This window comes from Streptomyces vinaceus, from assembly GCF_008704935.1.
Classification (GTDB): domain Bacteria; phylum Actinomycetota; class Actinomycetes; order Streptomycetales; family Streptomycetaceae; genus Streptomyces; species Streptomyces vinaceus.
The window spans coordinates 1465374-1487863 of record NZ_CP023692.1 but is presented as its reverse complement, the minus strand read 5'-3'; the positions used below and the strand labels follow the sequence as shown (position 1 = coordinate 1487863).

The following is a 22490-nucleotide window of genomic DNA, read 5'->3' as shown; positions in this document are numbered from 1 at the left end:
CTTGGATAATGACCGGATGCCACGCGTACTGCTGATCGAGGACGACCCTTCCATCCGCGAAGGGGTGGGCCTCGGCCTGCGCCGCCGCGGCCACGAGGTGGCCGCCGCCGAGACCGGCGAGGCGGGCCTCGCGCTGATGGGGACCTTCCTCCCGGAGCTGGTCCTGCTCGACCTCATGCTGCCCGGGATGAACGGCGTACAGGTCTGCCGCCGCATCCGCGAGAGCAGCCAGCTCCCGATCATCATGCTGACCGCCCGCGGCGACGACTTCGACATAGTCGTCGGCCTCGAAGCCGGCGCCGACGACTACATCGTCAAACCCGCCCGCACCGAGGTCATCGAGGCCCGCATCAGGGCCGTGCTGCGCCGCCTGGGGACCCCGGCCGGCAGCCGCCCCGAGGTCGAGTTCCACGGGGAGCTCGCCATCGACCGAGCCGGGCTGACCGTCGCCAAGAACGGCGAGCGCGTCCCGCTCGCCCCCAGCGAGATCAAGCTCCTGCTCCACCTGTCCGCCTCGCCCGAGCAGGTCTTCTCCCGCCAGCAGCTCCTCGAATACGTGTGGGACCACAGCTACCACGCCGACGCCCGGCTCGTGGACGCCTGCGTACGGCGCCTGCGCACCAAGGTCGAGGACCCGGCGGGCAGCCCCCGTTACATCCAGACCGTCCGCGGCTTCGGCTACCGCTTCGGCCCGCTGTGAGGCGCGTCGCGCCGCTCGGGCTGCGCACCCGCCTGATCGCGGCCTTCCTGCTGGTCGCCGCGATCAGCGCCGTCACCACGGCCACGCTGACCTACCAGCAGGCCCGTACCGCGGTCCTCAAGCAGAGCCAGGACACCGCCGTCAGCACCCTGCGCGACCAGGTGGAGACGGTGCCCCTCGACCTGCCGCTGGACCAGGCGCAGCTCCAGCGGATCGTCACCGACCTGGGCAAGAAGGGCAAGCCGAACCCCTGGAACGTCTTCGGCGAGTACGGCACCCTGCGGGCCTCCAGCACCAGCGCGCCCACCTCCACCGTGGTCAGCGAGGAGCTCCGCCGCCAGGTGACGGCCCATCCGCACGCCGCCTTCCAGCGGGTGACCGATCCCGCGGGCAGACCGTACCTGGCCGTCGGCATGGCGGCCGTCTGGCTCCCCCACGACGTGCGGGAACCCACCGGCCTGGTCCTCTTCGCGACGATGCCGCTGACCACCGAGGGCAACACGGTCGAGGCCATGGTCGAAGCCGCCAAGCGGGGCGCCGTCCCGGGCCTCGCCATCGCCGTCGTCCCCGCCCTGCTGGCCGCGCGCAGCGTGCTGCGCCCCGTACGGGACATGCGCCGCGCCGCCCAGAGCATGGGCCGCGGCCGCCTCGACACCCGGATCGAGGTCCGCGGCTCCGACGAGCTCGCCGGACTCGCCCGCACCTTCAACGAGACCGCCGGCGCGCTCGAACAGTCGGTGAGCGAGCTGCGGGAGGCCGAGGCCCGGGCCCGCCGCTTCGCCGCCGACGTCTCCCACGAACTGCGCACCCCGCTGGCCGGGATGCTCGCCGTCACCGAGGTCCTCGACGAGGAGGCCGAGCGGCTCGACCCCGACACGGCCGCCGCCCTGCGACTGGTCAGCGCGGAGACCGGCAAGCTGGCCGTCCTCGTCGAGGACCTCATGGAGATCTCCCGCTTCGACGCCCGCGCGGCCGAGCTCAACCTCGACGACGTGGACGTGGCCGAGGCCGTGCACAAGACGCTCGAACGCCGCCACTGGCTCGACGAGCGGGTGGTCACCGACCTGCCGTCGCAGGTCCGCGCCCGGCTCGACCCGCGCCGCTTCGACGTGGTCCTCGCCAACCTCGTCGGCAACGCCCTGCGGCACGGCGGCGCCCCGGTCCGCGTCGGCGTACGCGCCGAGGTACGGCCGGGCGGGCCCCGGCTGCTGATCGAAGTCGCCGACAGCGGGCCCGGCATCGCCCCCGAAGTGCTGCCGCACATCTTCGACCGGTTCTTCAAGGCCGACGCCGCCCGTACCCGCTCCGCGGGCAGCGGCCTCGGCCTCGCCATCACCCTGGAGAACGTCCGGCTGCACGGCGGCACCCTGAGCGCCGCCAACGGCGGCGCCGGGGGAGCGGTCTTCACCCTCGACATGCCCCTGGAGGCCGACGCATGACCCGGACACGCGCGGCCGCGGCCGCCGGCGCCGCGCTGCTGCTGGGCGGGCCGCTGCTCGGCGGCTGCGGGATCAAGCCCACCGGGGTCATCGAGAGCGGGGCCGCCCCGAAGGTCGTCGTGCCCGGGCCGGGGACCAAGGGGACGGTGTACTTCGTCGGATCCGACGGGCGGCTCTTCCCCCTGCCCGACAGGGAGCAGCCCTCGCAGTCCGCCGAGCCCCGGGGCCTCCTGCGGCTGCTCGTCGGCCCCACCGAAGCGGAGCGGGCCGCGGGCCTGGAGACCCGGCTGCCCCCGTGGGACCCCAAGAAGCAGGGCGCCAGCGCCGGGACGAGCATGGTCTCGGAGGACACCATCGGGGTCGGCGTGCCCTTCAGGGTCACCACCCTGTCCGAGACGGCCCGCCAGCAGCTGGTGTGCACGGTCGCCTCCGCCGAACCGCGGTACCAGGTGGTCCTGCTCGGCCCGGACGCCGACATCGGCCCCGCCCGCTGCGAACTCGGGGACTAGGCCGTGTCTTTCGGACCAGGGCCGGACACCCCCTGGTCCCCTTGCGGAGGGGCGGGGGCTCGCGCCACCGTGGCCCCATGGATCCCGCCGCGAACGTGCCCGACGTCTTCGACCCCCGGATCTACGGCGCCGGGATCCCGTACGGGGACTACCGGCTGCTGCGCGACCACCACCCGGTGGCCCGGCAGGAGGAGCCGGAGATCGCCGGCTGGCCCGCCGGGCCGGGATTCTGGGCCGTCACCCGGCACGCCGACGTGGTCCGGGTCCTGCGCGACCACGCCACGTACTCCTCCTGGCTCGGCGCCACCCAGATCCGCGATCCCGCCCCCGCCGACCTGCCGTTCCTGCGGCGCACCATGCTCAACCAGGACCCGCGCCGCGGGGCGGGAGACCACGGGCGGCTGCGCCGGCTGGTCTCGCGCGCCTTCACCCCCGCCCGCGTCGACGCCTTCGCCGGCCGGGTCCGCGAGCGGGCCCGTACGCTGCTGGCCGCCGCCCGGGACGGGGCCGAGGACGGCGCCGCCGACCTGGTCGCCGCGGTCACCGACGAGTACGCCCTGCTCAACCTCACGGACCTGCTCGGCGTCCCGGCCGCCGACCGGGGCCTGTTGCTGGAGTGGACCGTACGGGTCATCGGCTACCAGGACCCCGAGGACGCGCCCGCGCCCCTGCTCGGCCCCGACGGCAAGCCCCTCGACCCGCGCTCCCCGGCCCTGCTCGGCGAGATGTTCGCGTACGCCCGCGAACTGGCCGCCCACAAACGCGCGCACCCCGCGGACGACGTGATGAGCGCCCTGGCCGGGGCCGGACTGGACCCCGCCGAGCTGGAGATGTTCTTCTTCCTGCTCACCGTCGCGGGCAACGACACCGTACGCAGCGCCGCCCCCGGCGGTCTGCTGACGCTGGCCCGCCACCCGGACGCGTACCGGCTGCTCGCCGACGGCCGGGTCCCGGTGCCCGGCGCGGTGGACGAACTGCTGCGCGTCCACCCGCCGGTGCTCAGCTTCCGGCGCACCGCGGCCGTCGACACCGAGCTCGCCGGACAGCGGATCCGCGCCGGGGACAAGGTGGTGGTCTTCCACGCCTCGGCCAATCACGACGAGCGCGTCTTCCCCGACCCCGAGCGCCTCGACCTCGCCCGGACGCCCAACCCGCACGTGTCGTTCGGCGACGGACCGCACGTATGCCTGGGCGCCCACTTCGCCCGGCTCCAGCTGCGCGTGCTCTACGAGGAGTGGCGCACCGTCATGCCGGCTCCCGAACTCGCCGGCCCGCCGCGCCGGCTGGTGTCCAACTTCATCAACGGGATCACGCGGCTGCCGCTGCGGGTGTCCGGGCCTGCCGGGTGACGTCCGCCAGCAGGTCGACCACGTCCGGGCCGTAGGCGTCGGAGTTGTTGACCTTCAGCACCACGCAGAAGGAGTCCCCGCGGTAGCGGCGCGCCAAGTCCTGGTGGTGGCGGGCCAGATAGCGGGCACCCGCCTGGTTGCTGATCGCGGTCTGCCCGGAGACCAGGAACACCGGCCGGCTGCCCGGCCCGGCCGTCAGCCGGGCCAGCAGCACGTGGTCGGTCTGCCCCTTGTCCCAGCGGTACGTCTCCCCGCCGACGTGGATCGCCCCGCGGTCCGGACCCGGGTCCCTGGAGAGGTCGACCCGGACGCCCGGCAGCATGGAGGCCAGGTGCGCCGCCGTCCGCGCGTTGGAGACCGGCCCGCCCACGCAGAACTCGGCGCGCTCGCCGAAACCTTGGCGGACGGAGTCGTGGGAGACGATCTGGAGGTTGGCCCCGCAGTCCTTGATCAGGGCGGATATCTCCAGCAGGGCGAAGGCGTCGTTGCGGTGCACCGACCCTTCCGTGCCGCCCATCTGACGGTTCACCACGAACAGGCAGTCGGAGCCGGTGGGCAGGCCGAAGAAGGCCTGCTTGCGGCGCAGCGTACGGCGCCACAGATAGGTCCGGGAGAACCAGCCGAACCCGCCGCTGATCGCGGTGGCCACCACCCCGAGCACGATGTTGCGCACGTCGTCGTTCATGCGCCGGATGCTAGCCCGCACCCTGTCTTCCTGACGCGGGGGGTGCGGTGAAGTTACAGTGCCGAGTCAGGGTTCAGGCCCGTCCGGTGGGGTGTGACGGGCCGTCGACTGGAGGTTCGGATGCGTCGTACCGCCACACGTCAGCTAGCGCTCGTCGCCCTCGCCGGAGCGCTGGTGTCCACCGGCGCGGCGGCCCCGCCGCCCGAACCCGCGGGCGCCGCTCCCGCGAAGGTCCCCGTCGCCGCCGGTTACGGCGGTGCCGTCGCCAGCGTCGACGCCGACGCCTCGGCCGCCGGCATCGCGGTCCTGCGCTCCGGCGGCAACGCCGTGGACGCGGCCGTCGCCACGGCCGCCGCGCTCGGGGTGACCGAGCCGTATTCGGCCGGCATCGGCGGAGGCGGCTACTTCGTCTACTACGACGCCAAGTCCCGCCGGGTGCAGACCATCGACGGCCGCGAGACCGCGCCCGCCACGGCAACGGAGACCCTGTTCCAGGAGAACGGCGTCCCCATCCCCTTCGAGCAGGGCCAGACCAGCGGCCGCAGCGTCGGCGTCCCCGGTACCCCGGCCACCTGGAAGACCGCCCTGGACGCCTGGGGCACCCGCTCGCTCGGCCAGATGCTGAAGCCCGCCGAGAAGCTGGCGCGCGACGGGTTCACCGTCGACCCGACCTTCCGGGCCCAGACCGAGCTCAACCAGGACCGGTTCAAGGACTTCCCGGACACCGCGAAGCTGTTCCTGCCGGGCGGAGCCCTGCCGGTGGTCGGATCCACCTTCAAGAACCCCGACCTGGCGGCCACCTACGCCGAGCTGGGCCGCAAGGGCACCGGCGCGCTCTACCGGGGCCCGATCGGCGAGGACATCGTCCGGGCCGTCCGCAAGCCCCCCGTGGACCCGGCCGCCACCCGGGTCGTCCGCTCCGGCGATCTGACCACCGGCGACCTGCGCGCGTACGGGACCAAGCGGCAGGCCCCGACCGAGGTGGGGTACCGGGGTCTTGACGTGTACAGCATGGCGCCGTCCTCCTCGGGCGGCACCACCGTGGGCGAGGCGCTCAACATCCTGGAGCGCACCGACCTGTCGAAGCTGTCCGAGACCCAGTACCTGCACCGGTTCATCGAGGCCTCGCGGATCTCCTTCGCCGACCGCGGCCGCTGGGTCGGCGACCCGGCCGCCGAGAACGTGCCCACGCGGGAGCTGCTCTCGCAGCGCTTCGCCGACTCGCGCGGCTGCCTGATCTCCCCGGACCGTACGCTGACCAGCCCGCTGGCCCCCGGCGACCCGCGCCACCCGGCGGCCTGCGGCGGTTCGGGGCAGGCCGCCCCGACCACGTACGAGGGGGAGAACACCACGCACCTGACGGTCGCCGACCGCTGGGGCAACGTCGTCTCGTACACCCTGACCATCGAGTCCACCGGCGGCAGCGCGATCACCGTCCCGGGCCGCGGGTTCCTGCTCAACAACGAGCTGACCGACTTCTCCTTCGCCCCGGCGGCCCCCGGGGTCCCGGACCCGAACCTGCCCGGACCGGGCAAGCGGCCGCGCTCGTCCATGTCCCCGACCATCGTGCTGGACCACGGGCGCCCGGTGCTCGCGGTGGGCTCCCCGGGCGGAGCCACCATCATCACCACCGTCCTGCAGACCCTGATCGGGCACCTGGACCGGGGGCTGCCGCTGGTCGACGCCATCGCGGCGCCGCGGGCCAGCCAGCGCAACCAGACCACCACCGAGCTGGAGCCGGGGCTGTGGAACAGCCCGCTGCGCGGCCGACTGGAGGCACTGGGCCAGGGCTTCAGGCAGAACCCGGAGATCGGCGCGGCGACCGGGGTCCAGCGCCTCCCGGACGGCCGCTGGCTGGCCGCCGCCGAGACGACCCGCCGCGGCGGAGGCTCGGCGATGGTGGTCCACCCGTCCGGCAAGCCGTAGGGCCCGCCCGTTCGTACGGTCCGGGGCCGGGTCCGGCGGGGTACGCTCGCCGTTCACCTGGCCCCGGACGGAAGTGGTGGTGGTCTTGAACCGGCCGCGCGTGGGTGTCGCCGTGCTGACGATGGGCGACCGGATGCCCGAACTGCTGGCCCTGCTCGCCTCGGTGGCCGAGCAGGACGAGCCGGCGGTACGGGTTGTGGTGGTCGGCAACGGAACGGCGCTGCCGGGTCTGCCGCAGGGCGTGACCGTGGTGGAGCTGGAGGAGAACCTCGGGGTGGCCGGCGGCCGGAACGTCGCCTGGCAGTGCCTGAGGGACTTCGGGGACGTCGACGTCCTGGTCGACCTGGACGACGACGGCCTGCTGATCGAGGCGGACGTCTTCCGGCGGATCGCCGACCTGTACGCGGCGGAGAGCCGGCTGGGCATCGTCTCCTTCCGCATCGCGGACGAGACCGGAGGAACCCAGCGGCGGCACGTGCCGCGTCTGCGGGCGGGTGATCCGATGCGGCGGGGCCTGGTGACGACGTTCCTGGGCGGCGGCCACGCCCTGTCGATGCCGATGCTGGAGGAGACCGGCGGCTGGCCGGACGCCTTCTTCTTCACGCACGAGGAGACCGACCTGGCCTGGCGGGCCGTCGACCGAGGCTGGGACATCCTCTACGAACCGCAGCTGGTGCTCCGGCACCCGAAGACGTCCCCGGCCCGGCACGCGGTCTATTACCGGATGACGGCCCGCAACCGGGTCTGGCTGGCCAAGCGGCACCTGCCCGCCGCCCTGGTCCCCGTGTACCTCGCCTCGTGGGCGGCGTACACCCTCGTCCGGCGCCCCTCGCCGGCCGGGCTGAAGGCCTGGTGGGCCGGGTTCTTCGAGGGCGTACGCGTGCCGTGTCCGCCGCGCCGCCCCATGCGGTGGCAGACGGTATGGCGCATGACCCGGCTGGGCCGCCCACCGGTGATCTGACCCCGCGACACCCGCGAAGGCCACTGGCGCGAGACTCAGAGGGCGGTGAGGATCCTCGGGCCGGTGGCGGTGATCGCGATCGTGTGTTCCGTGTGGGCGGCGCGGGTACCGTCGACGGTGCGCAGGGTCCAGCCGTCCCCGTCGCACCGGTAGTGGTCGGTGCCGCCCGCGATCAGCATCGGCTCGATCGCGAGGACCATGCCGGGGCGCAGCTGCATACCGCGCCCCGGCCGGCCCTCGTTGGGCACGCCCGGGTCCTCGTGCATGGTGCGGCCCACGCCGTGGCCGCCGTAGTCCTCCATGATCCCGTACCCGGCGGAGCGGCAGACCGTGCCGATGGCGTGCGCGATGTCGCCGATGCGGTTGCCGGGGCGCGCGGCGGCGATGCCGGCCGCGAGGGCCGCCTCGGCGGTCTCGATCAGCCTCACGTCGGCGGGGCGGGGGCGGCCCACGGTGAAGCTGACCGCCGCGTCCCCGACCCAGCCGCCCAGCTTCGCCCCGCAGTCGATGCTGACCAGGTCCCCGTCGCGGAGCCGGTAGCCGTCGGGGATGCCGTGCACGATCGCGTCGTTGACGGAGGCGCAGATGACCCCGGGGAAGGGCACCGGCGCGAAGTGCGGCCGGTAGCCGAGGAACGGCGAGCTCGCGCCGGCCCCGGCCAGGACCTCGCGGGCCACGGCGTCCAGCTCCTGGAGGGAAACCCCGACGTGCGCGGCCTGCCGTACGGCGGCCAGGGCCAGGGCGACGACCCGGCCCGGGGCGCGCATCTCGTTGATCGACTCTTCTGTCTTCAGTTCCACCATGCCAATAACTATACCGGTATAACTTTAACGGGATAGTTATTGGGGGAGGGGGTAGGATGCGGGCATGGTCCGTACCCCTCTCACCCCCGAAGAGCGCGAGCGCGGCGAGCGCCTCGGCGCGCTGCTGCGCGAGGCCCGCGGCGGCCGCAGCATGGTCGAGGTCGCGGCGAGCGCCGGGCTGTCCGCCGAAACCCTGCGCAAGATCGAGACCGGCCGCGCGCCGACCCCCGCCTTCTTCACCGTGGCCGCCCTCGCCGAAGCGCTCGGGCTGTCCCTGGACGATGTGCTGCGCCGCTGCGCGTTCGCGGTGGCCTGAGCCTGCGCCGGCTCCGCGTGAACCCCCGCCCGGGCCGCGGACCTGCGGTTTCTTTCGGGCGGGGCCGACGGGCCGAACGGCCCAATCGGCGGTGCGGGCGCGCCGGAGCGGGGCAGTCGTGAAGGCGTGCCCTCCTCGAACGCTTCCCAACGACTCGCTTTCGCGCTCCTCGGCGCCCTGCTGGCCGCAGGTCTGCTGCTCGCGGTCTGCGTGACGCCGGAAGGCCGGGCCTCCGCCAGGGATCCGGGTGCGCGGCCCTCCGCGCCCCGGGCGCCGTCGTAGGCTCCGGGCATGACGCTCGACGAGTTGAACCAGGGCAAGTACGTCAGCCTCACCACGTTCCGCAAGGACGGCACGCCCGTCGCGACGCCGGTGTGGGCGGTGGCCGACGGGGGTGAGCTGTACGTGTGGACGCGCAGCGACTCCTGGAAGGTGAAGCGGATCCGCAACAACGGGCGGGTCGCGGTCAGCCCCTGCGACGTGCGCGGGCGGGTCGCCGAAGGGGCGGCCGTGCTGGAGGGGGAGGCGCGGCTGCTGGACGAGGCGGGGCTGACGCGGGTGCGGAAGCTGATGTCGCGGAAGTACACGTGGCAGTTCTGGATGGTCGACGTACCGGCCGCGCTGGCCCGGCGCGGGAAGCGTCCGCACACCGCGATCGCCGTCAAGCTTTGAGATTCCCGTAGCCCGCCCGTAACACGGGTGGGATCCAATGCGGCCATGGAGACCGCGACTTCGCTGGCGATCGGTCAACTCTCGGGCTATTTGCGGGGGTTGACGCAGAGACTCGATCCGGGGACGGGCTGGTACGGGGAGTTTCTGCGCCGGGATCCGCAGGGCCTGCGGGCCTGTCTGGAGGGGGCCGCGATGCCGCCCTGGGACGTGCTGGAATCGCTGCTCGGGGACCTCGCGGGGGCGCGCGGCGCGGAACTCGCGGCGCGGGAGCGGGAGTACGCGGCCCGGCTGCGGGCCGCGGCCGTCACGGTGTGGGACCGGCTGCCCGGCGGCGCGGAGGACCTCCGGACCCTGCTGGCGGCGGCCGCCGAGCAGCGGGCCGTATCGGAGGCGGCGACCGGCACCCTGACGGCCCGCCTGGGCGCGACCGCGGACCCGGCGCAGGCGCAGGCCCTGACCCGCGAACTGGCCTGGATCCGCGACGACGCCGCCAGGGCCGCCTCCCGCCACGAAGACCTCGCCTCCCGGCTCAGGGAGCTGGAAGCCCCGACCGGCACCCCGGTGCACCCGCGGCCGGCCCGCCGGGAGACCACCCCGCCCGAGCCGGGCTGGTCCGCCGACCCGTGGCCCGCGGACCCCTGGGCCGCCGAGGCCGGGCCGCCGCCCACGACGGCCGGGCACGCCCCCGAGGCGGGACGGCCCGCCACGGGGACGGAAGCGCCCGGTGCCTGGGCCGGGGTGGAGGAGGGCGGGGCCGTGTCCGGGGTGCCGCCCCGACGGGAGCCGGGGGAGGACGGGAGCGAGCCTCCCGTCGGACGGGCCGAGGGCCGGTGGCTGCGCGGGGCGAGGCACGGCGGCGGGGCCCGGTTCGCGGGCGCCGCGGCTGCGGCCCCGGCGGCCTTCACCCCGCCGCCCGGCCACGCGCAGGAGCCCGCCGCCGCCCCGCGGGGCGCCCGCTTCGCCCACTCCGGGCCCGAGCGCGCCCCCGACCCCGGGCCCGAGCGCGCCCCCCACTCCGGGCCCGAGCGCGCCCCCGACCCCGGGCCCGAGGGCGCCCTCCACCCTGCGGCCGACCCCGGGACCGGGTCCCCCGCCGCCGGCCGGTCCCGCCCCGCAGCCATCGGCCGCCCCCGCTTCACCCCGCCCGGGCCGGCCCACCCCGCGCCCCCTGAGCCGCAGAGCCGGCCCACCACCCCGGGCCGGGACCCGCAGGCCGCCCCACCCCAGGCCCCAGATCCGGCCCCGGCCGCCCCGGCCCCCGCCGGGATCGCCGCGGTCGTCGGGGAGTTGCTGGTGTTACGGGCCCAGGGCCGGGGCGGGGAGGCCCACGTCCTGCTCTGCGAGGCCGCCGCATGGCCCGCCGACCGGCTGCCCGCCCTCGCCGACGAGCTGGTCCGGTCCGGGCTCGCGGCCGACTGGGCCACGCTGCTCTGGGAGGCTGCCTCCCTCCCGCCCGAACGGCTCGCCGCGGCCGCCGCCGCCCTCGGCGAAGCCGGCCGCCGCGCCGACTGCGAAGCCCTGCTGCGCCAGGGCGCCGCCCGCCCCGCCGCCGAGCTCGCCGAGGCCGCCCTGGCCCTGGCCGGGACCGGCCGGTCCCGCGAGGCCGACGCCCTGCTCGGCGCCTTCGTCAAGGTCCGCACCGCCGAGGAGGCGGTCCGCCTGGCCCGGCGCGATCCGCAGTGGTTCACCCCCCGGCTGCTCAGGGCCGCCGAGGCCCTCTCCGCCGCGCACCACCGTGACCTCGTACACGCCCTGCGGGTTGCGAAGCCGCCCGTCCAATGAGCGGATCCGACCATCCGCTGTCATAACTTGATCGACTCACCCAACCGCGCACGGCGGTCTTGCCCCACGGTGTGACGAGGCCTACGTTCTACTCCCTACGCACACCGTCTACGTGCGTAGAACTCGGCGTTCCCGTCGCGAGGAGCAGCTCATGGCCCAAGTCGTCCGCGCCGCACTCGTCCAGGCCACCTGGACCGGAGACACCGAGTCGATGATCGCCAAGCACGAGGAGCACGCCCGGCGGGCGGCCGCCGACGGCGCGCAGATCATCGGCTTCCAAGAGGTGTTCAACGCCCCCTACTTCTGCCAGGTCCAGGAACCCGAGCACTACCGCTGGGCCGAGCCCGTCCCCGACGGCCCCACCGTCCAGCGGATGCAGGCCCTCGCCCGGGAGACCGGCATGGTCGTCGTCGTTCCGGTCTTCGAGCTCGAATCCGAGGGTTTCTACTACAACACCGCCGCCGTCATCGACGCCGACGGCAGCTATCTCGGCAAGTACCGCAAACACCACATCCCCCAGGTCAAGGGCTTCTGGGAGAAGTACTACTTCCGCCCGGGCAACCTCGGCTGGCCCGTCTTCGACACCGCCGTGGGCCGGGTCGGCGTCTACATCTGCTACGACCGCCACTTCCCCGAGGGCTGGCGCGCCCTGGGCCTGGCCGGAGCCCAGCTCGTCTTCAACCCGTCCGCCACCTCCCGCAGCCTGTCCTCCTACCTCTGGCAGCTGGAACAGCCCGCCGCGGCCGTCGCCAACGAGTACTTCATCGCCGCGATCAACCGCGTCGGCCAGGAGGAGTACGGCGACAACGACTTCTACGGCACCAGCTACTTCGTCGACCCCCGCGGCCAGTTCGTCGGGGAGGTCGCCAGCGGAAAGGACGAGGAACTCCTCGTCCGGGACCTCGACTTCGACCTGATCAAGCAGGTCCGCGACCAGTGGGCCTTCTACCGCGACCGCCGCCCCGACGCCTACGGAGGACTCGTTCAGCCGTGACCAACCCGATCCCCCTGCACAGCCGCCACCAGGCCGTACTGCCCGACTGGCTCGCGCTCTACTACGACCGCCCCATCGAGCTCACGCACGGCGAGGGCCGCCACGTCTGGGACGCAGACGGCAACCGCTACCTCGACTTCTTCGGCGGCATCCTCACCACGATGACCGCCCACGCGCTGCCCGAGGTCACCAAGGCCGTCGCCGAGCAGGCCGGCCGGCTCATCCACTCCTCCACCCTGTACCTCAACCGCCCGATGATCGAGCTGGCCGAGCGGGTCGCCGCCCTCTCCGGCATCCCCGAGGCGCGGGTCTTCTTCACCACCTCCGGCACCGAGGCCAACGACACCGCCCTCCTGCTGGCGACCGCGTACCGCCGCTCCAACCAGATCCTGGCGATGCGCAACAGCTACCACGGCCGGTCCTTCTCGACCGTCTCCATCACCGGGAACCGCGGCTGGTCCCCGACCAGCCTCTCGCCGCTGCAGACGTACTACGTCCACGGCGCGGTCCGCACCCGCGGCCCCTTCGCGCACCTCGACGACTCCGCGTTCACCGCGGCCGCCGTCGCCGACCTCGAAGACGTGCTCGGCCAGGCCCGCGGCGGGGTCGCCGCCCTCATCGCCGAACCCGTCCAGGGCGTCGGCGGGTTCACCGCGCCGCCCGACGGGCTGTACGGGGCCTTCCGCGAGGTGCTCGACCGCCACGGCATCCTCTGGATCAGCGACGAGGTGCAGACCGGCTGGGGCCGTACCGGCGACCACTTCTGGGGCTGGCAGGCCCACGGGCAGAGCGGCCCGCCGGACATCCTCACCTTCGCCAAGGGCATCGGCAACGGCATGTCCATCGGCGGGGTCGTCGCCCGCGCCGAGGTGATGAACTGCATCGACACCAACTCCATCTCCACCTTCGGCGGTTCCCCGGTCACCATGGCGGCCGGCGTCGCCAACCTCGCGTACCTGCTGGAGCACGACCTCCAGGGCAACGCCCGCCGCGTCGGCGGCCTGCTCCTGGAGCGTCTGCGCGCCATCTCCGCGACCGTGCCCGCCGTACGGGAGGTCCGCGGCCGGGGCCTGATGGCCGGGCTGGAGCTGACGAGGCCCGGCACCGACGAGGCCGACCCGGAGGCGGCGGCGGCCGTACTGGAGGCCGCCCGCGAAGGCGGCCTGCTGCTCGGCAAGGGCGGCGGGTACAACACCAGCGTGCTGCGCATCGCGCCGCCGCTCTCCCTCACCGTCGCCGAGGCGGAAGAGGGCGCCGAGATCCTCGAACGGGCCCTGCACAGCATCGTGTGACCGGGAGGCGCCGCACATGTCCATCCGCACCCTCATCCGCGGCGGCCTCGTCATCACGGCCGCCGACGAACTCCACGCAGACGTCCTCATCGAGGACGGCCGCGTCGCCGCCCTCGCGGCCCACGGCTCGGCGGCCGCCGAAGCCTGGACGGCCGACCGCACCATCGACGCGAGCGGGAAGTACGTCATCCCCGGCGGGGTCGACGCCCACACCCACATGGAACTGCCCTTCGGCGGGACCGCCGCCTCCGACACCTTCGAGACCGGCACCCGGGCCGCCGCCTGGGGCGGCACCACCACCATCGTCGACTTCGCCGTGCAGAGCATGGGCCAGGCCCTGCGCCAGGGACTCGACACCTGGTACGACAAGGCCGACGGCAAGTGTTCCGTCGACTACGCCTTCCACATGATCCTCTCGGACGTCAACGAGGGGACCCTGAAGGAGATGGACCACCTGGTGGGGGAGGGCGTCACCTCCTTCAAGCTGTTCATGGCCTACCCCGGGGTCTTCTACAGCGACGACGGGCAGATCCTGCGCGCCATGCAGCGTGCCTCCGGCAACGGCGGACTGATCATGATGCACGCCGAGAACGGCATCGCGATCGACGTCCTCGTCGAACAGGCCCTGGCCCGCGGCGAGACCGACCCCCGCCACCACGGCGAGGTCCGCAAGGTCCTCCTCGAAGCCGAGGCCACGCACCGGGCGATCCAGCTCGCGCGCGTCGCCGGCTCCCCGCTGTACGTGGTCCACGTCTCGGCCGAGGAGGCGGTGGCCGAGCTGGCCGCCGCCCGGGACAAGGGCCTGCCGGTGTTCGGCGAGACCTGCCCGCAGTACCTGTTCCTGTCCACCGACAACCTCGAAGAGCCCGATTTCCAGGGCGCCAAGTACGTCTGCTCCACCCCGCTGCGGCCCAAGGAGCACCAGGCCGCGCTCTGGCGGGGCCTGCGGACCAACGACCTCCAGGTCGTCTCCACCGACCACTGCCCGTTCTGCTTCCGAGGCCAGAAGGAGCTCGGCCGCGGGGACTTCTCCAAGATCCCGAACGGGCTGCCGGGGGTGGAGAACCGGATGGACCTCCTCCACCAGGCCGTCCTGGACGGGCACATCAGCCGCCGCCGCTGGATCGAGATCGCCTGCGCGAGCCCGGCCCGGATGTTCGGCCTCTACCCGCAGAAGGGCACCATCGCGCCGGGTTCCGACGCCGACATCGTCCTCTACGATCCGCACGCCGAGCAGGTCATCTCCGCCGAGACGCACCACATGAACGTGGACTACTCGGCGTACGAGGGCAAGCGGATCACCGGACGCGTCGACACCGTGCTCTCCCGCGGCGAACTCGTCATCGACCGGCGCGAGTACACGGGCCGGGCCGGCCACGGGGTCTTCGTCCCCCGCTCCACCTGCCAGTACCTCTAAGGAGCCGTGATGGACTTCGGCCTCGTCCTCCAGACGGACCCGCCCGCCTCCCGCGTCGTCAGCCTCATGAAGCGCGCCGAGCGCAACGGCTTCCGGTACGGCTGGACCTTCGACTCGGCGGTCCTGTGGCAGGAACCCTTCGTCATCTACAGCCAGATCCTCGCCAACACGCAGAAGCTGCACATCGGCCCGATGGTCACCAACCCCGGCACCCGCACCTGGGAGGTCACCGCCTCCACCTTCGCCACCCTCAACGACATGTACGGCAACCGCACGGTCTGCGGGATCGGCCGCGGCGACTCGGCGATGCGGGTCGCCGGACGCAAGCCCAACACCCTGGCCCGCCTCGGCGAGGCCATCGACGTCATCCGCGACCTCGCCGAAGGCCGGGAGGCCGAGGTCGACGGCAACGCGCTGCGGATCCCGTGGGTCCGGGGCGGGAAGCTCCCCGTCTGGATGGCCGCCTACGGGCCCAAGGCGCTGGCCCTGGCCGGGGAGAAGGCGGACGGGTTCATCCTCCAGCTCGCCGACCCCTACCTCACCGAGTGGATGGTCGGCTCGGTCCGGCAGGCCGCCGAACGGGCCGGGCGCGACCCGGACGCGCTCACCATCTGCGTCGCGGCGCCGGCGTACGTGGGCGAGGACCTGGCCCACGCCCGCGACCAGTGCCGCTGGTTCGGCGGGATGGTCGGCAACCACGTCGCCGACCTCGTCGGCCGCTACGGCGAGCACTCCGGCATGGTGCCCGACGCCCTCACCGAGTACATCAAGGCCCGCGAGGGCTACGACTACAGCCACCACGGCCGCGCCGGGAACCCGTCCGCCGACTTCGTGCCCGACGAGATCGTGGACCGCTTCTGCCTGCTCGGCCCGCCCGAGGCCCACATCGAGAAGCTGCGGACCCTGCGCGACCTGGGCGTCGACCAGTTCGCCGTGTACGACATGCACGACGCCCAGGAGGCCACCATCGACGCGTACGGGCAGCACGTGATCCCGGCGCTCAGAGCCTGACCCCATACCGTCCGACCCGAAGGGGCGTGCGCCCATGCCGGATCACCCGACCGCCGAAACCGGGGACCGTGTCGAGCTCGCCCCCGGTGAGGTCCCCTCCGACGACCGCTTCGCCAACCCCGACCTGCTGCCCGTGCCCGTCGCCGACCGGCGCTGGACCACGTACAACTTCACGGCCCTGTGGGTCGGCATGGCGCACAACATCCCCTCCTGGCTCCTCGCCTCCGGGCTGGTGGCCCTGGGGATGGACTGGAAGCAGGCCGTCTTCACCATCGCGCTCGCCAACGTCATCGTGCTGGGGCCGATGCTGCTCACCGGGCACGCCGGCCCCAAGTACGGGATCCCGTTCCCCGTGCTGGCCCGGGCCTCCTTCGGGGTGCGCGGGGCCAATCTGGCCGCAGTGATCCGGGCGGCCGTGGCCTGCGCCTGGTTCGGGATCCAGACCTGGATCGGCGGATCCGGTATCTACGTGCTCCTCGGCAAGATCTTCGGCGGCTGGGAGGGCGCCGCGGAGATCGGCGGCGAGCCGTGGCCGCTGTGGCTGTGCTTCGCCCTCTTCTGGGTCCTCGAACTCGCCATCATCTACCGGGGGATGGAAGCCCTGCGGCGGTTCGAGAACTGGGCCGCGCCCTTCGTCATCGTCGGCGCGCTGGCCCTGCTCGTGTGGATCGGGGTGAAGGCGGGCGGCTTCGGCGAACTGCTCGACCAGCCCTCCCGGCTCGGCTGGGGCGCGGAGTTCTGGCCGGTCTTCTTCCCCGCCCTCATGGGGATGATCGCCTTCTGGTCCACCCTCTCGCTCAACATCCCCGACTTCACCCGCTTCGGCGCCGGGCAGCGCTCCCAGATCCTCGGCCAGACCCTCGGACTGCCGACGACGATGACCCTCTTCGCGCTGCTGTCGGTGTTCGTCACCTCCGGCTCGGAAGCGGTGTACGGGGTCGCGATCTGGGACCCGGTGGAGCTCGTCGCCAAGACCGACAGCGTCTTCGGACTGCTCTTCGCCCTGGTCACCGTACTGATCGCGACGATCTCGGTGAACATCGCGGCCAACGTCGTCTCCCCGGCGTACGACCTGTCCAACCTGGCGCCACGCCTGATCGACTTCCGTCGCGGCGCCCTGATCACGGGGGTCGTCGGCGTACTGATCATGCCGTGGAAGCTGACCTCCACCCCCGAGCTCTACATCTTCACCTGGCTCGGCCTCGTCGGCGGGCTGCTCGGCACGGTCGCGGGCATCCTCATCGCGGACTACTGGATCGTGCGGCGCACCCGGCTCTCCCTGCCCGACCTGTACCGGGAGGGCGGCCCGTACTGGTACGCGGGCGGCTGGAACGTACGGGCGCTGGCGGCCTTCGCGGTCGGCGGGGTGCTGGCCGTCGGCGGCTCGCACTCGGCCCCCGGCAAGGGCCCCTTCCCCGAGGAGGGCCTGATCCCCCTCCTGAAGCCGCTCGCCGACTACGGCTGGGCGGTGGGCCTGGCCACGTCCACGCTGCTCTACACGGTGCTCATGGGCGGGGCGCGCACCGGTTCACCGGGAGGCCACCGCGAGTACGGCGGACGGACATGACGACCGGTGGGGTTTGTCAGCCCGGCGTGATGTGATGGAGGCATGATCGAAGAGTTCCTGGCCCAAGACCTGTCCGCAGTGGAAGAAGCCATACGCAAGGCGGCGGCGGTCGAGATCATGCCGAGATTCCGCCAGCTCGCCGACCACGAGGTGGACCAGAAGAACGGCCCGCACGACCTGGTGACGGTCGCCGACCGCAAGGCCGAGGAGCACCTCACGGCCTCCCTGACCCGCCTGCTGCCCGGCTCCGCCGTCGTCGGCGAGGAGGCCGTCCACGCCGACCCGACCGTGTACGGGGCGCTGCGCGCCGACGCGCCGGTCTGGATCGTGGACCCGGTCGACGGCACCCGGCAGTTCGTCGCCGGCGACGCGGCCTTCTGCACCCTGGTCGCACTGGCCCACCGCGGCGAGATCCTCGCCTCCTGGACCTTCGCCCCGGCGCTGGAGGAGCTGGCCACCGCCGTGCGCGGGCAGGGCGCGTACGTCAACGGCGAGCGGATCCACAGCGGTTCGCCGGAGCCGGGCGCCGACCTGCGGATCGCCATGGCCCACCCGCTCTACACCTCCGACGAGGACAAGGCGCTCCTGGCGCGGCTCGACGTCCCCGGGATCGCGGCGCGGCCCTGCGGCTCGGCGGGCCTGGAGTACCTGAAGGTGGCCCGCGGGGAGATGGACGGCCTGGCCTTCACCTGGCCCTCCGCGTGGGACCACGCGGCCGGACTGCTGCTGGTAGCCGAGGCGGGCGGCGCGCAGAGCACCGTCGCAGGGGTCCCCTTCCGGGTGGACCGGGACAACGCGCTGCCGTTCGCGGTGGGGCGCGACGAGGCCACGGCCCTGCGGATCCGCGCGCTGCTGCGCGGCGCGTAGGACCGCGGGCGCGGGCCGCTCTGGACGGGCCGAATATCCTGGGAGCGCAGCCGCCGCCGGACGAAGGAGTCTCAAGGTGCCGTCGATTCTCGATGCGGTCGTGGTGGGGGCGGGGCCCAACGGGCTGACGGCCGCCGTCGAGCTGGCCCGGCGCGGCTTCTCGGTGGCCGTCTTCGAGGCCGCTGAGACGGTCGGGGGCGGGGCCCGCACGGAGGAACTCACCCTCCCGGGCTTCCGGCACGACCCCTGCTCGGCCGTGCACCCGCTCGGCATCGGCTCCCCGGTGTTCTCCACCATGCCGCTGAAGCGGTACGGGCTGGAGTGGCTGCACCCCCCGCTGCCCATGGCGCACCCCTTCGACGACGGCACCGCCGCCGTGCTCTCCCGCTCCGTCTCCGAGACGGCGGCCTCCCTCGGCCCGCGCGACGCGGGCACCTACCGGAGGCTGGTGCAGCCCTTCCTCGGCAGATGGGACACCCTGGTACGGGACTTCATGTCCCTGCCGTCGACCGCCCTGCCCCGGGACCCCCTCACCCTGGCCCGCTTCGGGCTCACCGGCCTGCCGCCCTCCACCTGGCTGCTGAACCGCTTCCACGAGGAGCGGGCGCGGGCCCTGTTCGCCGGGCTCGTCGCGCACGTCATGGCCCCGCTGGGCGGCATCGGGACGAGCGCCGTGGGCCTGGTCTTCGCCCTCGCCGCGCACGCGGGCGGCTGGCCCATGCCGCGCGGCGGCTCGCAGTCCATCTCCGACGCCCTCGCCGGGTACCTGCGCGACCTCGGCGGCGCGGTCCACACCGGCTTCGAGGTCAAACGCCTCGACGACCTGCCGCCGGCGAGGGCGTACGTCTTCGACACCTCGCCGACCGCGCTGGCCCGGATCGCCCGGCTGGGGCGCGCCTACGACGGCTACCGCTACGGCGCCGCCGCCTTCAAGGTCGACTACGCCCTGTCCGGCCCCGTGCCCTGGACCGCCGAGGCCCCGCGCCGGGCCGGAACCGTACAGATCGGCCCGCGCGCCCGCGACATCGACGCCGCCCTCCAGCTGGCCACCGGCGGGCGGGCCCCCCGCAATCCCTTCCTGATCACCGCCCAGCCCAGTCTCGTGGACCCCGGGCGGGCGCCCGAGGGCAAGCACGTGTTCTGGGCGTACGGGCACGTCCCCGCGGGCTGGGGCGGCAGCCTCACCGACGCCGTCGAGCGGCAGATCGAGCGCTTCGCCCCGGGCTTCCGCGACCTGGTGCTGGCCCGTGCCACCGCCGGACCGCCGGAGCTGGCCGCCCGCAACCCCAACTACGTCGGCGGCGACATCGCCTGCGGCGCGGCCTCCGGGCTCCAGCTGCTGCTGCGCCCCAAGCTGTCCCTGTTCCCGTACTCGACCGCCCACCCGGCCGTGTTCCTGTGCTCGTCCGCCACCCCGCCCGGCCCCGGCGTGCACGGCATGTCCGGGCACAACGCGGCCAAGGCCGTCTGGCGCCATCTGAGAAAGGTCTCCTCCTGATGGTGCGCATCACCCTCGTCCACGGCGACATCACGGCCGAGCACGCGGACGCGGTCGTCAACGCGGCGAACTCCTCGCTGCTCGGCGGTGGCGGAGTGGACGGCGCCATCCACCGGCGCGGCGGCCCCGAGATCCTGGACGCCTGCCGGGCGCTGCGCGCCTCGCAGTACGGCAAGGGGCTGCCGACGGGCCGGGCCGTGGCCACGACGGCCGGCAAGCTCCCGGCGCGCTGGGTGATCCACACGGTGGGCCCGGTCTGGTCCCGGGACGAGGACCGGTCGGAGCTGCTGGCCTCCTGCTACCGCGAGTCCCTGCGGGTCGCGGCCGAGCTGGGGGCCCGTACGGTCGCCTTCCCGGCGATCTCCACCGGCATCTTCGGCTGGCCGATGGACGACGGCGCCCGCATCGCGGTCGAAACGGCCCGCGCGGCCGCGGCCGCCCCGGTGGAGGAGGTCCGGTTCGTGCTCTTCGACGAGAAGGCGTACGCGGTCTTCGAGGCGGCGCTGGGGTAGCCCGGGGCGGGGGCGGGTCGGGGCGGGATTCGGCGGATGTGGGCGGGGGTGTCGGCGGGGGTCGATAGGCTTCTGGGATGAGCCTTGTCGACGCCCCCACCGAGACCCCCGATGCCCTTGAGGTGCTGCACCGCGTCTTCGGGTACGACTCCTTCCGCGGCGAGCAGCAGCAGATCATCGAGCACGTGGCCGGCGGCGGCGACGCGCTGGTCCTGATGCCCACCGGCGGCGGCAAATCGCTCTGCTACCAGATCCCGGCGCTGGTCAGAGCCGGTACGGGCGTGGTGATCTCGCCGCTGATCGCGCTCATGCAGGACCAGGTGGACGCCCTGACCGCCCTCGGGGTGCGGGCCGGGTTCCTCAACTCGACCCAGGACCCGTACGAGCGCCAGGCCGTCGAGCAGGCCTTCCTCGCGGGGGAGCTGGACCTGCTGTACCTGGCCCCGGAGCGGCTGCGCACCGAGGGCACCCAGCGGCTGCTCGACCGGGGCACGGTGTCGCTCTTCGCGATCGACGAGGCGCACTGCGTCGCCCAGTGGGGCCACGATTTCCGGCCCGACTACCTCGCGCTGTCGATGCTGCACGAGCGCTGGCCCAAGGTGCCGCGGATCGCGCTGACGGCGACGGCCACTGAGGCCACGCACGCCGAGATCGCGGCCCGGCTGGGCCTGGCGGAGGGCGAGGCCCGGCACTTCGTGGCCAGCTTCGACCGGCCCAACATCCAGTACCGGATCGCCCCGAAGAACAACCCGACCCGGCAGCTGCTGGAGCTGATCCGCACCGAGCACGCCGGGGACGCCGGAGTCGTCTACTGCCTGTCGCGGGCCTCGGTGGAGAAGACGGCCGCGTTCCTGGTGGAGCACGGCATCGACGCGGTCGCCTACCACGCGGGCATGGACTCCCGGACCCGCGCGGCCAACCAGGCGCGCTTCCTGCGGGAGGACGGGGTCGTGGTGGTGGCCACGATCGCCTTCGGCATGGGCATCGACAAGCCGGACGTGCGCTTCGTCGCACACCTGGACCTGCCGAAGTCGGTCGAGGGCTACTACCAGGAGACCGGTCGCGCCGGGCGTGACGGGGAGCCGGCCACGGCCTGGCTCGCGTACGGGCTCCAGGACGTGGTGCAGCAGCGCAAGATGATCGAGGGCTCCGAAGGCGACGAGACGCACCGCCGCTCGCTGGCCGCGCACCTGGATGCGATGCTCGCGCTGTGCGAGACCGTCGAGTGCCGCCGGGTGCGGCTGCTGGCGTACTTCGGGCAGGCCGCCGCCGGGCCCTGCGGCAACTGCGACACCTGCCTGACCCCGGCCGAGTCCTGGGACGGCACGGTCGCCGCGCAGAAGCTGATGTCGACGGTGTGGCGACTGGCGAAGGAGCGGCGCCAGAAGTTCGGCGCCGGCCAGATCATCGACATCCTCCAGGGCAAGAAGACGGCCAAGGTCATCCAGTTCGACCACGACGCGCTGTCGGTCTTCGGGATCGGCACGGACCTGAGCACCGCGGAGTGGCGCGGTGTCGTACGGCAGCTGCTGGCCTCGGGGCTGCTGGCGGTCGAAGGGGACTACGGGACGCTGGTGCTGACGGACGCCAGCGGCGAGGTGCTCGGCGGACGGCGCAGCGTGCCGATGCGCAAGGAGGCGGCCCCGGCCCCCGCGGCCCGCAAGTCCTCCGGCTCCGGCTCGGGTTCGGGCAAGTCCGGGCGGGTCCCGGTCGACCTGCCGGCGGAGGCCGTGCCGGTGTTCGAGGCGCTGCGCGCCTGGCGGGGGGCGACCGCGAAGGAGCAGGGCGTCCCGGCGTACGTGGTCTTCCACGACGCGACGCTGCGGGAGATCGCGACCCGGCTGCCGGGCACGGCCGAGGAGCTCGGCACGATCAGCGGGGTCGGCGAGGCGAAGCTGGCCAAGTACGCCGAGGGGATCCTGGCCGCGCTGGCCGGGACCGGAGCCGCGGCTGCCGCGGCGTCCCCGGCTCCGCCGTCCCCGGAGCCGTCCCGGGCGGCAGCGCCGGAGCCCCCGGCCCCGCACGCCGAGGAGGAACCGCCGTTCGACTTCGACGAGACCGACCCGCCCTGGGACGACTGGGAGTAGGCCGGTCCGCAGGAGGGGAGGGGGCAGGGGAGGTCAGGCCCTCCGCGCTGCGGCGCGGCAGCAGGAGCAGCCGCGCGGAGAGGCGTACGACGTCCTTGCCCAG

The 22490-nt window shown here is 73.6% G+C and carries 20 protein-coding genes; 18 read left to right on the top strand and 2 right to left on the bottom strand.

Features of this window, described 5'->3' with window-relative positions:
- Nucleotides 1–16: 16 nt before the first annotated feature.
- The 4 genes from CP980_RS06630 to CP980_RS06615 all read left to right on the top strand — a co-directional run bounded on the left by CP980_RS06630 (nt 17) and on the right by CP980_RS06615 (nt 3997).
- Nucleotides 17–700, top strand: a complete 684-nt coding sequence (locus CP980_RS06630; protein WP_123511859.1) for a response regulator transcription factor — start codon at nt 17–19, stop codon at nt 698–700.
- Nucleotides 697–2139, top strand: coding sequence for a sensor histidine kinase (locus tag CP980_RS06625; RefSeq protein ID WP_150492996.1), 1443 nt, complete (start codon nt 697–699; stop codon nt 2137–2139). Before CP980_RS06630 ends, CP980_RS06625 begins: the two co-directional genes overlap by 4 nt.
- Nucleotides 2136–2648, top strand: a complete 513-nt coding sequence (locus CP980_RS06620; protein WP_132759397.1) for a hypothetical protein — start codon at nt 2136–2138, stop codon at nt 2646–2648. The genes CP980_RS06625 and CP980_RS06620 overlap by 4 nt, the downstream gene beginning before the upstream one ends.
- Nucleotides 2649–2725: 77 nt before the next feature.
- The gene (locus CP980_RS06615) at nt 2726–3997 is read left to right on the top strand and encodes a cytochrome P450 (protein WP_150492994.1); all 1272 of its coding nucleotides are present in this window, start codon (nt 2726–2728) and stop codon (nt 3995–3997) included.
- On the opposite strand, the gene CP980_RS06610 is transcribed toward CP980_RS06615, so the two are convergent.
- On the bottom strand, nt 3957–4682 hold the full coding sequence (locus CP980_RS06610; RefSeq protein ID WP_132759399.1) for a hypothetical protein: 726 nt from the start codon (nt 4680–4682) through the stop codon (nt 3957–3959). The two genes, CP980_RS06615 and CP980_RS06610, sit on opposite strands and share 41 nt — an antisense overlap.
- Before the next feature lie 120 nt (nt 4683–4802).
- Here CP980_RS06610 and ggt point away from each other — a divergent pair, with 120 nt between their 5' ends.
- Both ggt and CP980_RS06600 read left to right on the top strand, forming a co-directional pair.
- Nucleotides 4803–6608, top strand: coding sequence for a gamma-glutamyltransferase (ggt, locus tag CP980_RS06605; RefSeq protein ID WP_150492992.1), 1806 nt, complete (start codon nt 4803–4805; stop codon nt 6606–6608).
- A gap of 85 nt (nt 6609–6693) precedes the next feature.
- On the top strand, nt 6694–7569 hold the full coding sequence (locus CP980_RS06600; protein WP_150492990.1) for a glycosyltransferase family 2 protein: 876 nt from the start codon (nt 6694–6696) through the stop codon (nt 7567–7569).
- A gap of 35 nt (nt 7570–7604) precedes the next feature.
- On the opposite strand, the gene map is transcribed toward CP980_RS06600, so the two are convergent.
- Nucleotides 7605–8372 carry a type I methionyl aminopeptidase gene (map, locus tag CP980_RS06595; protein ID WP_132759401.1) on the bottom strand — a complete coding sequence of 256 codons (768 nt, stop codon included), beginning with the start codon at nt 8370–8372 and terminating at the stop codon, nt 7605–7607.
- A 64-nt stretch (nt 8373–8436) separates the two neighbouring features.
- Between map and CP980_RS06590 the strand changes: the two genes are divergently transcribed.
- From CP980_RS06590 to recQ, 12 genes are all read left to right on the top strand, one after another.
- Entirely contained in the window at nt 8437–8688 is a 252-nt protein-coding gene (locus CP980_RS06590; RefSeq protein ID WP_099888821.1) for a helix-turn-helix domain-containing protein, read from the top strand.
- A 291-nt stretch (nt 8689–8979) separates the two neighbouring features.
- Nucleotides 8980–9360: a PPOX class F420-dependent oxidoreductase gene (locus tag CP980_RS06585; RefSeq protein WP_123511847.1), complete on the top strand. Its 381-nt coding sequence runs from the start codon at nt 8980–8982 to the stop codon at nt 9358–9360.
- A gap of 45 nt (nt 9361–9405) precedes the next feature.
- Nucleotides 9406–11142, top strand: a complete 1737-nt coding sequence (locus CP980_RS35015; protein ID WP_167535800.1) for a hypothetical protein — start codon at nt 9406–9408, stop codon at nt 11140–11142.
- Between the two features lie 151 nt (nt 11143–11293).
- The gene (locus CP980_RS06575) at nt 11294–12136 is read left to right on the top strand and encodes a nitrilase-related carbon-nitrogen hydrolase (RefSeq protein WP_099888818.1); all 843 of its coding nucleotides are present in this window, start codon (nt 11294–11296) and stop codon (nt 12134–12136) included.
- Nucleotides 12133–13428, top strand: coding sequence for an aspartate aminotransferase family protein (locus tag CP980_RS06570; protein WP_229906820.1), 1296 nt, complete (start codon nt 12133–12135; stop codon nt 13426–13428). Before CP980_RS06575 ends, CP980_RS06570 begins: the two co-directional genes overlap by 4 nt.
- A gap of 16 nt (nt 13429–13444) precedes the next feature.
- Nucleotides 13445–14845, top strand: a complete 1401-nt coding sequence (gene hydA, locus CP980_RS06565) for a dihydropyrimidinase (RefSeq protein WP_150492988.1) — start codon at nt 13445–13447, stop codon at nt 14843–14845.
- A 9-nt stretch (nt 14846–14854) separates the two neighbouring features.
- Nucleotides 14855–15856: a TIGR03842 family LLM class F420-dependent oxidoreductase gene (locus tag CP980_RS06560; RefSeq protein ID WP_132759403.1), complete on the top strand. Its 1002-nt coding sequence runs from the start codon at nt 14855–14857 to the stop codon at nt 15854–15856.
- Between the two features lie 34 nt (nt 15857–15890).
- The gene (locus tag CP980_RS06555) at nt 15891–17423 is read left to right on the top strand and encodes an NCS1 family nucleobase:cation symporter-1 (protein WP_150492986.1); all 1533 of its coding nucleotides are present in this window, start codon (nt 15891–15893) and stop codon (nt 17421–17423) included.
- 42 nt (nt 17424–17465) lie between these two features.
- Entirely contained in the window at nt 17466–18290 is an 825-nt protein-coding gene (locus tag CP980_RS06550; protein WP_150492984.1) for an inositol monophosphatase family protein, read from the top strand.
- A gap of 76 nt (nt 18291–18366) precedes the next feature.
- Nucleotides 18367–19788, top strand: a complete 1422-nt coding sequence (locus CP980_RS06545; RefSeq protein ID WP_189998353.1) for a phytoene desaturase family protein — start codon at nt 18367–18369, stop codon at nt 19786–19788.
- The gene (locus CP980_RS06540) at nt 19788–20300 is read left to right on the top strand and encodes an O-acetyl-ADP-ribose deacetylase (RefSeq protein WP_150492982.1); all 513 of its coding nucleotides are present in this window, start codon (nt 19788–19790) and stop codon (nt 20298–20300) included. Before CP980_RS06545 ends, CP980_RS06540 begins: the two co-directional genes overlap by 1 nt.
- A 77-nt stretch (nt 20301–20377) precedes the next feature.
- Nucleotides 20378–22387 carry a DNA helicase RecQ gene (gene recQ / locus CP980_RS06535; protein WP_150492980.1) on the top strand — a complete coding sequence of 670 codons (2010 nt, stop codon included), beginning with the start codon at nt 20378–20380 and terminating at the stop codon, nt 22385–22387.
- Nucleotides 22388–22490: the final 103 nt, after the last annotated feature.

Coding starts and splice junctions, on each gene's coding strand:
- CP980_RS06630 (WP_123511859.1), top strand. CDS start 17: ATGCCACGCGTACTGCTGATCGAGGACGACCCTTCCATCCGCGAAGGG.
- CP980_RS06620 (WP_132759397.1), top strand. CDS start 2,136: ATGACCCGGACACGCGCGGCCGCGGCCGCCGGCGCCGCGCTGCTGCTG.
- CP980_RS06615 (WP_150492994.1), top strand. CDS start 2,726: ATGGATCCCGCCGCGAACGTGCCCGACGTCTTCGACCCCCGGATCTAC.
- CP980_RS06610 (WP_132759399.1), bottom strand. CDS start 4,682: ATGAACGACGACGTGCGCAACATCGTGCTCGGGGTGGTGGCCACCGCG.
- ggt (WP_150492992.1), top strand. CDS start 4,803: ATGCGTCGTACCGCCACACGTCAGCTAGCGCTCGTCGCCCTCGCCGGA.
- map (WP_132759401.1), bottom strand. CDS start 8,372: ATGGTGGAACTGAAGACAGAAGAGTCGATCAACGAGATGCGCGCCCCG.
- CP980_RS06590 (WP_099888821.1), top strand. CDS start 8,437: ATGGTCCGTACCCCTCTCACCCCCGAAGAGCGCGAGCGCGGCGAGCGC.
- CP980_RS06585 (WP_123511847.1), top strand. CDS start 8,980: ATGACGCTCGACGAGTTGAACCAGGGCAAGTACGTCAGCCTCACCACG.
- CP980_RS35015 (WP_167535800.1), top strand. CDS start 9,406: ATGGAGACCGCGACTTCGCTGGCGATCGGTCAACTCTCGGGCTATTTG.
- CP980_RS06575 (WP_099888818.1), top strand. CDS start 11,294: ATGGCCCAAGTCGTCCGCGCCGCACTCGTCCAGGCCACCTGGACCGGA.
- hydA (WP_150492988.1), top strand. CDS start 13,445: ATGTCCATCCGCACCCTCATCCGCGGCGGCCTCGTCATCACGGCCGCC.
- CP980_RS06560 (WP_132759403.1), top strand. CDS start 14,855: ATGGACTTCGGCCTCGTCCTCCAGACGGACCCGCCCGCCTCCCGCGTC.
- CP980_RS06555 (WP_150492986.1), top strand. CDS start 15,891: ATGCCGGATCACCCGACCGCCGAAACCGGGGACCGTGTCGAGCTCGCC.
- CP980_RS06550 (WP_150492984.1), top strand. CDS start 17,466: ATGATCGAAGAGTTCCTGGCCCAAGACCTGTCCGCAGTGGAAGAAGCC.
- CP980_RS06540 (WP_150492982.1), top strand. CDS start 19,788: ATGGTGCGCATCACCCTCGTCCACGGCGACATCACGGCCGAGCACGCG.
- recQ (WP_150492980.1), top strand. CDS start 20,378: ATGAGCCTTGTCGACGCCCCCACCGAGACCCCCGATGCCCTTGAGGTG.